At 56.0% G+C, this 14,497-nt stretch carries 10 protein-coding genes; 9 read left to right on the plus strand and 1 reads right to left on the minus strand.

Annotated elements, in window-relative coordinates:
- The first annotated feature begins 34 nt into the window (after positions 1-34).
- The 6 genes from BN3795_RS11350 (at position 35) to BN3795_RS11375 (ending at position 9,047) form a co-directional block, all read left to right on the plus strand.
- Positions 35-1,351, plus strand: a complete 1,317-nt coding sequence (locus tag BN3795_RS11350; RefSeq protein ID WP_068784783.1) for an extracellular solute-binding protein — start codon at positions 35-37, stop codon at positions 1,349-1,351.
- Between the two features lie 117 nt (positions 1,352-1,468).
- On the plus strand, positions 1,469-2,344 hold the full coding sequence (locus BN3795_RS11355) for a carbohydrate ABC transporter permease (protein ID WP_068784784.1): 876 nt from the start codon (positions 1,469-1,471) through the stop codon (positions 2,342-2,344).
- Positions 2,345-2,361: 17 nt separating this feature from the next.
- The gene (locus BN3795_RS11360) at positions 2,362-3,192 is read left to right on the plus strand and encodes a carbohydrate ABC transporter permease (protein WP_068784785.1); all 831 of its coding nucleotides are present in this window, start codon (positions 2,362-2,364) and stop codon (positions 3,190-3,192) included.
- Positions 3,193-3,231: 39 nt separating this feature from the next.
- On the plus strand, positions 3,232-5,034 hold the full coding sequence (locus tag BN3795_RS11365; RefSeq protein WP_068784786.1) for a cache domain-containing sensor histidine kinase: 1,803 nt from the start codon (positions 3,232-3,234) through the stop codon (positions 5,032-5,034).
- Entirely contained in the window at positions 5,024-6,682 is a 1,659-nt protein-coding gene (locus BN3795_RS11370; protein ID WP_110945139.1) for a response regulator transcription factor, read from the plus strand. The genes BN3795_RS11365 and BN3795_RS11370 overlap by 11 nt, the downstream gene beginning before the upstream one ends.
- A 55-nt stretch (positions 6,683-6,737) precedes the next feature.
- Positions 6,738-9,047: a glycoside hydrolase family 3 C-terminal domain-containing protein gene (locus BN3795_RS11375; protein ID WP_068784787.1), complete on the plus strand. Its 2,310-nt coding sequence runs from the start codon at positions 6,738-6,740 to the stop codon at positions 9,045-9,047.
- A gap of 345 nt (positions 9,048-9,392) precedes the next feature.
- Here the strand turns inward: BN3795_RS11375 and BN3795_RS11380 are convergent, their stop codons facing one another.
- Positions 9,393-10,235 (minus strand): AraC family transcriptional regulator, encoded by an 843-nt coding sequence (locus BN3795_RS11380; RefSeq protein ID WP_068784788.1) that lies wholly within the window; start codon positions 10,233-10,235, stop codon positions 9,393-9,395.
- 206 nt (positions 10,236-10,441) lie between these two features.
- On the opposite strand from BN3795_RS11380, the gene BN3795_RS11385 reads away from it, so the two are divergent.
- Genes BN3795_RS11385 through BN3795_RS11395 form a run of 3 tightly spaced genes read left to right on the plus strand, consistent with a single transcriptional unit; the run spans position 10,442 to position 14,497 of the window.
- Positions 10,442-12,232 carry an L-fucose isomerase gene (locus tag BN3795_RS11385; protein WP_068784789.1) on the plus strand — a complete coding sequence of 597 codons (1,791 nt, stop codon included), beginning with the start codon at positions 10,442-10,444 and terminating at the stop codon, positions 12,230-12,232.
- A 38-nt stretch (positions 12,233-12,270) separates the two neighbouring features.
- Positions 12,271-12,930 (plus strand): class II aldolase/adducin family protein, encoded by a 660-nt coding sequence (locus BN3795_RS11390; RefSeq protein WP_068784790.1) that lies wholly within the window; start codon positions 12,271-12,273, stop codon positions 12,928-12,930.
- Between the two features lie 16 nt (positions 12,931-12,946).
- Entirely contained in the window at positions 12,947-14,497 is a 1,551-nt protein-coding gene (locus tag BN3795_RS11395; RefSeq protein ID WP_068784791.1) for a rhamnulokinase, read from the plus strand.

Consider the following 14,497-nt stretch of genomic DNA (forward strand, 5'->3'; position numbering starts at 1 on the left):
ACGGATTCCAAAAAACAAGAGAAGAGGGTTGATTATGGGCAAAAAACACAAAGGCAAAAAAGCGGTGCTGCTCGGTTTAGTTGCAGTGATGGCACTATTCACGGCAGCTTGCGGCAATGAAAATGCGGCGGGCGGCAACAATGCTGGCGGCGCAACCGAAGAAGAAACGATTACCTTAAACATGATGCATCCCTGGACTTCCCCGAACGTGGATAACGAAGTCTACAAAGCGCGGATCGCGGAATTCGAGAAGGACCACCCGAACATCGTCATCAAGCAGGACGGCGTCCCATCTGCACAGTACAAGACCAAGCTGCGCACACTAGCCGCCGCCAACAACCTGTCTGATATCAACGTCGTGTGGCCCGGCGCGGATTTGGCACCGCTCGTGGAAGGAAATCTGCTTCAGCCTATCAACGATATGATGGATAATTGGGGTTCGATTTTGCCGGAAGCCGCTTTGTCCGGATTTAACGTGGATGGACAGCAATATGCGGTCCCAACCAAGCAAAATTTCGTAGACATCATCTATTACAACAAAGAGATGTTCGCTCAAGTGGGTTACGATCAATTCCCGGATACCTATGACAAGTTCATCGATGCGGTGAAAAAGCTGAAGGCTGCGGGGATCACTCCTATTTCCCTCGGCAACAAGGAACAATGGCCGCTGCAATCCTCCTATATTTCCGTCATCGGTGATCGGTTTACCGGAAGCGATTTCCTTCCGGCTGTACTCGAAGGGAAAGCGAAGTTTACCGATCCGGAGTTCGTAAAAGCACTTTCGGTCATTGATGAACTGACCAAACTGGGCGCTTTTAATACGGACGCCAACAACATGGATTCCGTTCAAGGACAGGACTACTTAATCCAAGGCAAAGCGGCCATGCACATTTCCTCCGCCACGGTCGACGGAAGAGTCCGGATTAACAACGAACAGGGAGACAAGTTCGGTATCGCCCTGTTCCCAAGTGTAGATGGCGGCAAAGGCGATCCGAAGAAGAGCGCGGGTATCGTACAATACGGCATCGCGATCAAGAGCGGTCTCGACGAGAAGAAGAAAGCGGCTGCTGAAGAGTTCATGAAATATTTCGTAAGCGAAGATCTGTATAAGGAATTGATCCGTAACGGCGTCGTCGTACCGGCTAAGGTAGAAATCCCCGAAGATGCAAGTCCTTATCTGAAGGAAATGTTGGCTTTGACCGGTAACGGGACGGCTCCGGTATTCGACAGCGTGATCCCTACCCAAGTGGTGGACGTCCTGCAAAATGGATTGCAAGCCCTGACGGTAGGCCGCGGCACGCCGGAAGAATTGGCCAAAGAAGTTCAAGAGGCCATGGATAACTATAATTAACAAACAGCACTGAAGCTTAGGTCTTTCCAATTCGATGTGTGGAAGAAAACCCGATCCCCGGGTTTTCTTCATTCATCGGGCTTGAACCTAGATTAGACATAAAGGAGGGAATCTCTGATGCAAACGTTACGAGGCACGAAGCTGGCGATATTTCTCGGTTTATTTCCGGCGCTGGTCATTTATCTGGGCATTGCGATCGTTCCGATCGGCTTGTCGCTTTACTATTCGGTGATGGATTGGAACGGCATTGGTTCGATGAAGTTTGTTGGTCTCAGCAATTTCTTGCGCATCCTGGGTGACGACATCTTTTGGCTATCCGTCAAAAATAACGTCATTATTATGGTCACCGGTCTGATTGGCCAAATTCCGCTTGGTTTATTGCTCGCGCTACTGTTGAACCGAGGACTGAAGGGTTCCGGATTTTTTCGGACGGTTGGCTTTATGCCCGTCGTGATCTCGTCCGTCATGGTGTCCCTGATTTGGGGCATGGTTTACAACACCGAATACGGGATGTTAAACAACCTGCTGGGCCTCCTGGGTCTCGACGGCTGGAAGCAGAACTGGCTGGGGAGCGACCGTTGGTCCATGCTGTCGATCAGTATCGCGTACATCTGGCAAAACTGCGGGTTGTATATGGTTATATTCCTGGCCGCATTGCAGAACATTCCGGATGAGGTCAACGAGGCTGCCGCGCTGGACGGGGCAACCGGGCTCAAACGGGCCTTTCGCATTACGATACCGATGATTCGGAGTACGTTGATGGTGACGATCGTTTACAGCATCAGTAACTCCTTCCGCGTCTTCGACCTGATTCAGATTTTGACGGGCGGCGGCCCGGCTCACCAAACCGAGGTCATGACGATCCATATGTACAATAGCGCCTTTATGAATATGCGATACGGATACGGCAGCGCCGTGGCAATCTTGATATTGCTGTTTAGTCTGATCGTTATCTCGCTGGTGAACCGCATGGGCCGCGAAAAAGATGCTTAAGGAAGGAGGGAACGGTCATGAATAAGAAGTCTGTTGGCTTTCGTATATTTGCGTACACTTTTCTAAGCTTATTCGCTATGATGAATATAGTCCCGCTGTTCTGGATGGTCGTAAACTCTTTTAAAAATGAACAGGAATACGCGGCCAATCCGTTTTCGCTTCCGGAAGCCTTGCATTTCTCCAATTACGCGGAGGCGTGGAAAGTCGCGAATATGAATGTGTATTTTCTGAATAGTCTTTTCGTCACATTTGCTTCCTTGCTCGTAACCGTATTTTTGGGAGCGTTGGCTTCTTATTTCTTATCGAGGTTTCAATTTAAGCTGCGCGGATTCACCTACGGCTTATTTCTGCTTGGCATGTTAGTCCCGATTCATGCAACGTTGATTCCCATCTTTCTGATCATGCAGAAGCTGCATTTGCTGGATACGCACTTATCGTTGATCTTGCCGTATACGGCTTTTCATTTGTCCTTGACGATCATTATTCTGGAGGGCTTCATGCGCGGATTTCCCAAAGATTTGGAGGAATCGGGCGTGATGGACGGCGCGGGGATTTTCCGGATTTTCTGGTCGATCATTCTTCCGATCACAAGACCGGCGATGGCCACCGTCGTCATCCTCAACTTCATATATAACTGGAATGAATATTTGTTTGCCCTGGTATTAATCAGCTCGTCTGCGCTCAAGACGCTGCCGCTTGGTTTGGCCAACTTCGTCGGGATTGAAACGGCGAGCTTGACTCTGCAAATGGCTGCGCTGACGATGGCGCTCATTCCTATTATTATCTTCTATTTGTTGCTGCAAAAACAACTGGTAACCGGCATGACAGCCGGAGCTGTGAAAGGTTAAGGTATACATTTACACCACGACCAGGCGGAGGCGAACGCGATGACAAGGTACAACAGGATTTACGGCAACTTTGGCTTAAAGCGGAAGGCGCTCGTCATCTTTCTGATCTTCGTCATCCTGCCGACGTTTGGCGTTGGCGTGGTCGTGCAAATCCAATTTAATGAGGTGCTGCGGGATCAGTTCATCAATTCCACCAAGCGGAATCTCGATAACGTTGCGGGACAACTTGGTGAACAGACCAAGATGGTCGAAGATATCGCCAATTATTTAATCCTGAGCCCGGATATGCGGAATTTTCTACGCACTTCGCCCCCGCTCAGCAGCGAACAGCAAGCCTCTTATAAGCGGAATATCGAGGATTTTTTAACATTTCAGTTGATGTCAAAAGGATACATTCGATCGATCGAAATTAAAGGGTTCAACGGCAGCTTTATCGAAATGGGGGAACCCTTCAGCGGCGACGAGTTAGAGTGGGAGCAGGCGGCCAAAGCGCGCAAAGGCGGGATGGTGTGGACCGAAAGTTATGCGCTGCATAGCGATTGGAATGGCGAAGTCCGGGTTCTTTCGATGTTCCGCGTGCTTAACTCCTACAGCCAGATCACCAAACCGTTGGGAAGGCTGATTATCCGAGTAGATGAAGCGAGTATCGTCGGCCTGCTGGAGAAAGGGATTTTCAAGGATGAATCCGGGAGTGTGTTCATTATCGGTCCGGAGGGTCAAATGATCCTGGGATCGAAGAATCCATTGCCGGATTTGCTCCAATTGGAAGCACCGTTCCTGGACAAGCTGTCGTCCGGGCGGGGAGATCTCACGTACGAGGTGAACGGGCAGCGGTATTTAACTTTATATAAACAGATGGAAAGTACGGATTGGAAGATCGTTGCCATGATTCCCGAGGCGAAGGTATCCGAGGAATTCCGCGGGATCAAGATGACGATGCTGGTTATCCTAACGGCGATTCTACTTCTGGGGCTAACTGCATTGATCGGATTCCATTATACGATCATCCGTCCGATTCTGCGGCTGAAGAAGGAAACCAGCAAAGTCACCTACGGGGATTTCAACGCCCGGGTCCCGGTCAATTCCAATGATGAGATTTCCGAATTGAACCGCAAGTTTAATGAGATGGTGGAGACGATCCAGCAGTTGATCGAGCATAAATACAAGCTGGAAATAAGGGAGCGGGAATCCGAGCTGAAGCTTCTGCAAAACCAGATGGACCCGCATTTTCTGTACAATACGCTTGACATGATTCGCTGGACAGCCCGATTGGAGCATGCGTCCAAGTCGAGTCAGTTGATCGAAATGCTGTCGAAATTTTTCCGCTCCAGCATGAATAATGGCAGCTATCAAACCACGCTGCGCAAGGAACTGGAATTTGCCCAGTCCTATCTGTATCTGCAGCAACGTCGGCTTGGGGAGAAGAGGTTGAAATATTCGCTCCATACCGAGGCGGGGATCGAGGAGGCCGTGACGTTAAAAGCCTCGATTCAACCGTTGGTGGAGAATTTCCTCAAGCATGGGCTGGACCGAGGAAAACCCTACGGGGAAGTGAACGTTCGTTGTTACGCCCAAGAAGGCGAGATATGGGTAGACGTCATCGATAACGGGAAAGGAATGGCTCCTGCCAAGGCGAACGCCGTTCGGAGTTCCTTGGAGCAGACCGGAACCGGCGAAGCCAGGCAGGGAGCCATGCATAACATTCACGAGAGAATATCGATCTTTTTCGGACAGGATTTCGGCTTGGAGCTTATCGATACTTCGGCCGCAGGCACTTGGGTACGGCTCCGTTTCCCTTATACCGAAGCCCGCGACCTTGGAGGTGAACGTCATGGATCCTGATTTTCAAACGAACAGGGAGCCCGCTAGCGCGGGCAATGAGGTGAAAATGCTGATTGTGGACGATGAAGCCGTCATTTGTGAAGGGCTGCGTTACACGATCGACTGGACGAAGCTGGGCGTGCAAGTGGTAGGCGAGGCGTATGACGGGAGAGAGGCGCTTCGGCTGATCGAGGAGCACGGGGTCCAACTGGTGCTCTCCGATATCCGCATGGACGGCATGGATGGGTTGGAGCTGGCCAAGCAATTGCAGCAACGGCATCCCGACGTGAAGGTCGTTATGATCAGCGGGTATGAGGATTTCGAATATGCCCGTCAGGCTATCCGGCTTGGCGTGGGGGACTACTTGCTGAAGCCGGTCGATATTGAGGAACTTAGCGCCGTTGTGAAGAATATCGTTGCCGACATTCGAACCATCGACAAGGAACAGACCTCGCGGGAATGGGAGCTGTGGCTCTCGGGCATGGCCCGTCACAGCACGGCATTCGGCACAGATCCGCCATCCTCGCTGAATGGCGTTCAATTCCGCATCATAGCGACCCAACTGGCCGAATTCCGCGAGCGTTATGCGAATATGGAGGCAGACCGTTATAAATCGATTCAAGCGTCTTGGCTGCTCGGATTGCATCGCAGTCTGGAGGGCAGCCACATTCGGGCGGTATCCGTATTTGACCATGAAAATCGGTTAATCACCTTGCTGGCCTCGGAGACAAGCGCCAATGCGGACGTATGGGATGATTGGCTGGCCAGGGTGATCGATTGTCTCACCCCTGAGGCGGGAGGCGTGATTTATGGCGGTGTCTCCGCTGTGTTCGAGGACTTGGGAGAAACCGCCGACCGTTGTTCCGAAGCGATGCGGCTATTGTCGTATCATGTGCTGGATGGACGGAGGTTCCTGACGGCCGATTATGGTGAAGCGGCGCTGGCTGGACGGACATTGTCGGGATTTGATATCACCGAAACCGTGCAGGTGCTCATCTCCGCCTTGTTCAAGCAGGATCGGGAGGCAGTTCGCCGGTCGGTGGAAGAGCTGTTTCACTTTTTTCGTGAATCTCGTTACTTGTTGCCGGAAGTTTGGAATCTGTACGAGGAATTGTTTGCCTTGCTCCGTCAACGCTTGCGCAAGAGCGGGATGACCGGGTTAGACCATGCCCGTCAGGGCCAGCCCGACCCGAATGTGTATAATTCCTACGCCGGACTGGAGTCGGTCGTTCTGGAGGATATGGAGGAGCTTCAGCGGCTCATTGACCAGAACGGAATCGACAAGTCTTATTGGATCATCGAAAAAGCGAAACGATTTATCATCGATCGTTACCGTACAGACCTGAAAGCTTCCGAAGTCGCGGCTTGGTTGAAGATCACCCCAAGCTATTTTAGTTACATTTTTAAACAAAGCACCGGAAAAGGCTTCACGGAATACATGAACGAAATGCGGATTGAACAGGCCAAGAATCTGCTTGCCACGACACAGGACAAGGTATTTGAGATCGCGGACAAGGTTGGTTATAAGGAATATAAATATTTCGTGTCTGTGTTCAAAACCTATACGGGTTTGACGCCGAAGGAATACCGGGGGCTGCGCGTCTGCAAGGAGGCTTCCGGGGACGGCGGTGAAAAGACGTCCGACATAGAGTCGACAGCCAAAGACTAGGAGACGGGCCAGTGGCGGTTGGGCTACAGGAAGATAGATAGGCAGGAGGGTACCGATGGAAACTTACAAGCGGCCGTCCGCTCCGTTGGAAGAGCGGGTGACGGATTTACTGGACCGGATGACGCTCCGGGAGAAGGTTGGTCAACTCAATCAGCGGATGTACGGCTGGGACGCCTACGTCCGCCAAGACAATAAGTTCGAGCTAACGGAGGCGTTTAAGGAGGAGGTTGCAAAAGGCGGGGGAATGGGAGCCTTGTACGGCTTGTTCCGAAGCGATCCTTGGTCAGGGGTGAATTACGGGAACGGAATCGCTGCGGCGGATAGCGCGAAGGTAGCGAACATGGTGCAGCGGTATGTGCTGGAGCATACCCGCCTCGGCATTCCCGTCCTGTTGACGGAAGAATGCCCGCATGGCCATCAAGCGCTGGACGGCACCCTGCTGCCGGTCAATCTCGGCATCGGAGCGACCTGGAACCCGCCGCTGGCCTCTCGGGCGTACGGGCATGTGGCGGCGGAGATCCGCAGCCGCGGGGCGCACGTTGGGCTGGTCTCGGCACTTGATATTTTGCAGGAACCGCGCTGGGGGCGTTCCGAGGAATGCTATGGCGAGGATCCTTATTTGGCCTCGCGCTTCACGGAAGCGGTCGTGCGCGGCATGCAGGGGGACGATCCGCAGAAGCTGGACTCGCCGGACCACGTTGCGGCGGTCCTGAAGCATCTATGCGCGCAGGGAGCGGCGCAGGGCGGGCGCAATGCCGGTCCGGCGGCCATCGGGCCGCGGGAGCTGCGGGAGATTCATCTCCCCGCTGCCCGGGCGGGAGCGCTTGCCGGAGCCGCGGGGTTCATGGCGGCTTATAACGAAATCGACGGCGTGCCATGCCATGCCAACCGTGATTTGCTCACCGGGATCTTGCGCGGGGAATGGGGCTTCGAAGGTTTGGTGATGGCGGACGGCTGCGCGGTCGACCGGCTGCTGGCGCTAACTGGCAGCCACGAGTCCGCAGCAGCCCTTGCTTTGTCTTCAGGCGTGGATCTTAGCCTGTGGGATACGGCTTTCTCCACGCTGGAGGAGGCCGTTCGCCAGGGATGGGTGCAGGAGGCGGATATCGACCGGGCGGCAGCCCGTGTGCTGCGGTTGAAATTCCGGTTAGGGCTGTTCGACCGTCCTTATGTTCCGGAGCTGCGAGCCATTTCCGTCGTGGGCAGCCCGGAATTTCGGAACGTGAACCTGCAGATCGCCCGGGAATCGGCCGTGTTGCTGAAGAACGAAGGCCACTTGCTCCCGATCCCGGGCCGTCCGCAGCGGATTGCGGTCATCGGTCCCAACGCCGACCGCTTGTATAACCAACTGGGCGACTATACGAGCGTCCAGCGCGAGGGGACCGGAACGACGGTGCTGCAGGGCATCCAATCTTGCGCCCCGGAAGGCGCCGAGATTGTGTACGCCTTGGGCTGCGGCATTCGGGATCGGTCCAAGGCGGGGTTCGCCGCGGCGGTTGAAGCCGCACAGAGTGCGGACGTTGCGGTACTGGTGCTCGGCGGGAGCAGCGCCCGGGAATTCGGAGGCGATTTCGAAGAAAACGGCGCGGCGATCGTTCAAGAGGGCAGCCCGTCCGAGATGGACTGCGGCGAAGGCGTCGACCTGGCCGACCTGTCGCTCGGCGGGGTGCAGCGGGAGTTGGTTGAAGCGGTCGCGGCCACCGGCACACCTGTCGTCGCCGTCATCGTCCAAGGCCGACCGCATGCGCTCGGCGAGATCGTTGATAAGTGCGGTGCCGTCCTCTGCGCGTGGTACCCCGGAACGGAGGGCGGACGGGCGATCGCCGAGCTCCTGTTCGGCAAGGTGAATCCTAGCGGCAAGCTGCCGGTGACGCTGCCGCGCTCTTCGGCTCAGCTTCCTGTCTATTACAACCAAAAGGACCCGGGCCGGGTCAGAAATTACGTTGATATGCCGTCTGCGCCGCTATTTCCGTTCGGCTACGGACTGAGCTATACGGAGTTTGCATATGCCAATCTGTCTTTGTCCCGAGATGCCGTCTCGGCGACGGAGCTCGAGAGCGGGGAGCGGGTGACCGTTCGCGTCGAGGTGGAAAATACGGGAGATTGGAGCGGAGCAGAAACGGTTCAACTGTACATCCGGGCTCGTGAATCGGGCATCACCCGGCGGATCGCGGAGCTGAAAGGCTTAAGCAAGATCGAGCTGAACCCGGGAGAGCGCCGTATCGTCGAGTTCGTGCTGGGCCGGGAGGAGCTCGGGATCTGGAACCGGGAGCTTCGATTTGCGGCGGTTCCATGCAAAGTTACCGTTCAAGTTGGGGGCAACAGCCGGGACACGCTTGCTGCCGAGTTGGTCGTGACAGCATAACCATAGGATGATCTAGTATAGGATTTACTCGCTCGCTGAATACAGCGCAAAGATCCGGGGGCAGTTGCCGCCGGGCTTGCGCTGTTTTGTTTTTTTAGGGAGGAGGGAGCAAAGGGCAAACGGCGTGCTTGGGCGGCAAGTCAGTCGGCGCATGTTGCCGGGCGGCGCTTTGCATGATTATCCCGTTTGATCAGACAGGAATTCATGCGAGGGAGGTTTGCCGAAATCCGTAAGCCTTCATTATCTCGCCCCTTAACAAAAGGGATAATGGTGAAAAGCGGCGGGCAGAGGCCAAGGGGGAGGTTACGGGGCGGAGGGCAGCCTCGCGAGGGAGCCACGCAACCTTTATTTCGTTTCCCGGAAAGCGCTGGGCGATTGGCCGGTTACCTTCTTGAACAGCATCGAGAAATATTTGTCGTTCCCGTAACCTACCCGGGCGGCAACTTCATGAACCGGCGCGTTGGTTTCGCGGAGCAGGCGCTTGGCCTCTTCGATTCGGCGGGTGATCAGGTAGTTGACGGGCGAATCGCCCAGCTCTTTTTTGAACAGATGGGACAAATAGTGCTGACTGACATAGAGAGTATCGGCGATCTCTTTAAGCGTAATGCTGCGGGTGTAATTTTTATCGATAAACTGCTTGGTGCGGACGGTAATCTCATTCTTGTCCTTCAGCGGATCGAAAGGATGCTTCACGTCGACGATCCGGTACAGGAGCGTAATCAGCGACATGAGCAGGTTGTTGCTGAGCGTCTCGTAGCCGAGCACCTGGGAATCGCATTCCTGGAGCATTTCCGACAGATAGCTCTCCACTTTGTAGGCGTATTTCTCGCAAGGGATCACCGGGTCTACGGAGGCGGGCAGCAGTTGGCCAATCGGTACCCCTTCGATATGGACGTTGCTCACGCCGCAGTAGATCAATTTGAACGGTTCCGGACTCACTGAACGTTCCTCGTGCGGAACGCCTGCGTTATAGACGGCAACATCGCCGGGATGCACTTCATAGGTTGTGCCGCCGATGCGGAATTTCCCGCAGCCCTCAACAATATAGATAATCTCGCAGTAGTCGTGGATCTGCGGCGGAGCGTAGAAGCGGCGTTCGTCCACGACTTGGCCGGCATACAGCAGCTCGGGTGTCTTTTTGAAACGGAAGCGGTCGCTTTTGCGATGAGGAATTTCGATTTTCGGCACGATAAGTTCCTCCCGAACATTGGATATTCCCATTATAGCGGAAGCAGAGTGGGAGCGGAGGAAATTGCAGGAATATTCCGCGGAGAAGAGGCGGTTCACTATTTTGCGATGTTGATGCAGCAAGAGGGCAATATAGTAGGTTCCCGATCGTACCGGCCAACTTTAGAATGGGACTATAATTCATTGTCCAAGGAGGCAGGTTGGGTATGGTTGAAAACGATTACAGATGGCGGGACGGATTCCCGAAAATCGGCATTCGTCCGACGATCGACGGCAGAAGACGAGGTGTACGTGAGTCCCTGGAGGAGCAGACGATGAATCTGGCCAAGGCGGTTGCCCGGCTGCTAGAAGCAGAGCTCCGCTATCCGAACGGGCAGCCGGTAAAGTGTGTCATCGCTGATACGTGCATCGGCGGCGTAGCGGAAGCTGCGGCGGCAGCGAAGAAATTTAAGGCGGCCGAGGTGGGCGTATCGATCACCGTGACGCCGTGCTGGTGTTACGGCACGGAAACGATGGATACCGATCCGCAGATTCCGAAGGCGGTATGGGGCTTCAACGGAACCGGCCGTCCGGGTGCGGTATACTTGGCCGCCGTCTTATCCGCCCATGCGCAGAAAGGGCTGCCGGCGTTTGGCATCTACGGCGAGGACGTGCAGGACGAAGGGGACGACCGGATCCCGGCCGATGTGCAGGAGAAGCTGCTGCGCTTTGCCCGCGGTGGGCTGGCGGCGGCATTGATGCGCGACCGGGCGTATCTGTCGATGGGTTCGGTGTCGATGGGGATCGCCGGTTCGATGGTGAACGATGCTTTTTTCCAGGAGTATCTGGGAATGCGCAATGAGTACATCGACATGACGGAATTTACGCGGCGGATGGAGGAAGGGATTTACGATCCCGAAGAATACGAAGCGGCATTGGCCTGGGTGAAGGGGAATTGCCAGGAGGGCCCGGACAATAACCCGGCTCATCTGCAGACGACGCGCGAGCGGAAGGACCAAGAATGGGAGACGGTCGTGAAAATGACGCTGATCACACGCGACCTCATGATCGGCAATCCGCGCCTCGCCGAACTGGGTTACGAAGAGGAGGCGCAGGGGCATCACGCGATCGCCTCCGGCTTCCAGGGGCAACGTCAGTGGACGGACCACTTTCCGAACGGCGATTTCATGGAGACGCTGCTCAATTCGTCGTTCGACTGGAACGGCAAGCGTGCGCCTTACCTGGTAGCGACGGAGAACGACAGCTTGAACGGCGTCGGCATGCTGTTCGGGTACTTGCTTACGAATACGGCGCAGATTTTTGCCGACGTGCGTACGTACTGGAGCCCGGCATCCGTGGAGCGGGTAACCGGCTATAAGCTGGAGGGCCGTGCAGCGGGCGGCATCCTGCACCTGATTAACTCCGGTTCGGCGGCGCTCGACGGGACCGGCGAGCAAACGAAGGACGGCGCTCCCGTCATCAAGCCGTTCTGGGAGATCAGCGAGGAGGAGATCGAGCGTATGCTGCAGGCGACGCAATTCCGGCCGGCTTCGCTGGAGTATTTCCGTGGCGGCGGATTCTCCACTGACTATTTGACCCGCGGCGGCATGCCGATGACGATGACCCGGCTGAACCTGGTCAAAGGGCTTGGTCCGGTGCTGCAAATTGCCGAAGGATATTCGGTGGACCTGCCGGAGCAGGTGCATGACACGCTTGACAAGCGGACCGACCCGACGTGGCCGTCGACCTGGTTTGCGCCAAACCTGACCGGCAGCGGCGCGTTCGCCAGCGTATATGACGTGATGGACCACTGGGGCGCAAATCACGGCGTGATTAGCTACGGCCATATCGGCGCGGACTTGATCACGCTGGCCTCGATCCTGCGCATACCGGTCAGCATGCACAATGTAGCGAAGGAGAAGGTATTCCGCCCGCGGGCTTGGGGCCTGTTCGGTACCGAGAATGCGGAGAGCGCCGATTTCCGGGCCTGCGCCGCTTTTGGGCCGCTGTACAAATAGCCAGGAATCAAGCCATGGACATAAAGGAGAAGAACAAAATGCAAAATGTGGAAACGCGCCAAGAGTTGTGCAAATACGCGCGCAAGATCGTGGACAGCGGCCTGGTCGTGGGGCCGGGCGGCAACATCAGCGCCCGAGCCGGCGACAAAATGTACTTGTCGCCGAGCGGCTTCGCGCTTGAGGAAATTGAGTCGGAGCAGTGGATCGAAGTGGATATTCCGACAGGGGAGGTGACTGATATCGGCCTGCGCCCGTCTTCCGAAGTGTTGATGCATCTCTACGGCTACCGCCAAAAGCCCGATATGGGAGCCATGGTGCATACGCACCCGTCGCATTGCATCGCTTTTACGCTGATCGAGCGAGACTTGCCGATCATGTTCCCGGACCAGGCCGCCTTGGTCGGACGGACAGCGTTTATCCCTTATTTGATTCCGACGACGGACCTGCTGGCAAATGCGGTGGCCGAGAAGGTGAACGAGGCGAGCTCGATTCTGCTGGGGAATCATGGGCTGGTGACAACGGGGCGCAATTTGCGGGAGGCTTACTACCGGACCCAGGTCGTGGAGGAGAGCGCAAAGATCTACTTATCCGCCAAGGCGGCGGGAACGCCTGTCCCGTTAACGGATCAGGAAGTCGCGGACATCGCTGCGCTGGAAAGCGAAGACTACCGAATTACGCTGCTGCAAAAAATGAAGTGAACGGACGGTGAAACTCATGTCATCGGAACAGCAACCTCTCCCTTGTGCCCTCGCGTTTGACTTGGGCGCGAGCAGCGGCCGGGCATTTATCGGTGAGATCGTCCCCGAATGTCCGGAAGAAGGCAGCTCCAGCGGAAGCTCCGCCGTTGCCGGCGTCCGGAAACTGAAGATCACCGAGATTCACCGATTCCCGAACGTTCCGGTTCAAATCGGCGGGCACCTGCACTGGGATACGCCAATGCTGCTGCGCGAGATCAAGGCTGGCATCCGCATCGCGTTCCAGGCCGGTTATCGGCCGGAGAGCTGCGCCATCGACACCTGGGGCGTCGATTTTGGCTTGTTGGATCGAAACGGCGAACTGCTCGGCATTCCCTACCATTATCGGGATCGTCAAACCGAAGGGGCGGTCGAGGAGGTATCCGCCCAGGTTGGCGCTGAGCGATTATTCCGCGAAAGCGGGCTGCAGTTTATGCCGTTTAACACGTTGTATCAACTGCATGCCATGAATAAAGCCGGGTCCCCCAAGCTCAACCTGGCCGAAACGCTGTTGTTGACGCCGGATTTGCTCAGCTATTTTCTGACTGGCAAACGTGTTTGTGAATTTACCATGGCGACAACAACGGGGTTGTTTGACCCGGGACGAGGCGGATGGAACATCCCTTTGATGGAGCAGTTGGGCATCCCGGGCGCGATATTCCCCGATCCTGTACTCCCGGGCACCGTAATCGGTGCATTGACAGCAGAGGTCTGTGCGGAGCTTGGCGTGCCGCCGATCCAGGTGATCGCCGTCGCTTCGCACGACACGGAATCCGCCGCTGCGGCCGTGCCGGCGGACTCGCCGGCGTTCGCTTACCTCGTCAGCGGCACCTGGTCGCTGCTGGGAACGCAAATGGCGATGCCGCTGTTGACGCCGGCGGTGCTGGAACGCCAGTTCTCCAATGAAGGCGGTGTCGACGGCACATACCATTTGCTCAAAAACATCATGGGCCTGTGGATTCTCCAGGAATGTAAGCGCAAATGGGAACAGGACGGCGAAGCCTATTCGTTCGCGGAGCTGGTGCATTTGGCCGGACAGGCGGAGCCGCTGTGCACCTTGATCGACCCGGATGATCTGCGTTTCATGAATCCGCTCGATATGCCGGAGGAGATCCGCGCTTACTGCAGGGAAACGGGTCAGCCGGTGCCGAACTCGCCCGGCGCCTTTGCCCGCTGCATCCTTGAAAGCCTGGCGCTGCGCTACCGTCAGGTGCTGGAGCAGGCCGAGGAGCTGACCGGCTCACGATTTGCCGGGCTGCATATGGTCGGCGGCGGCATTCAGAACGAGCTGCTCTGCCGGTTTACAGCAGAGGCGATCGGCCGCCCGGTCTGGGCGGGACCGGTGGAAGCCAGCGCGATCGGCAACCTGCTGGTACAGCTGCGGGCCGGCGGTTGGCTTGAAGACCTGCACGAAGGCCTTGCATTGGTGAAGGCTTCGTTCCCGCTCCAGGTTTATGAACCGGGGCCCGAAGAGCGCCAAGCAGCATGGGCTGCCGCCTATGAAAGATTCGAACGACTCGGGAGGTCATGA

This window comes from Paenibacillus phocaeensis (assembly GCF_900021165.1).
Classification (GTDB): Bacteria; Bacillota; Bacilli; order Paenibacillales; family Paenibacillaceae; genus Fontibacillus; species Fontibacillus phocaensis.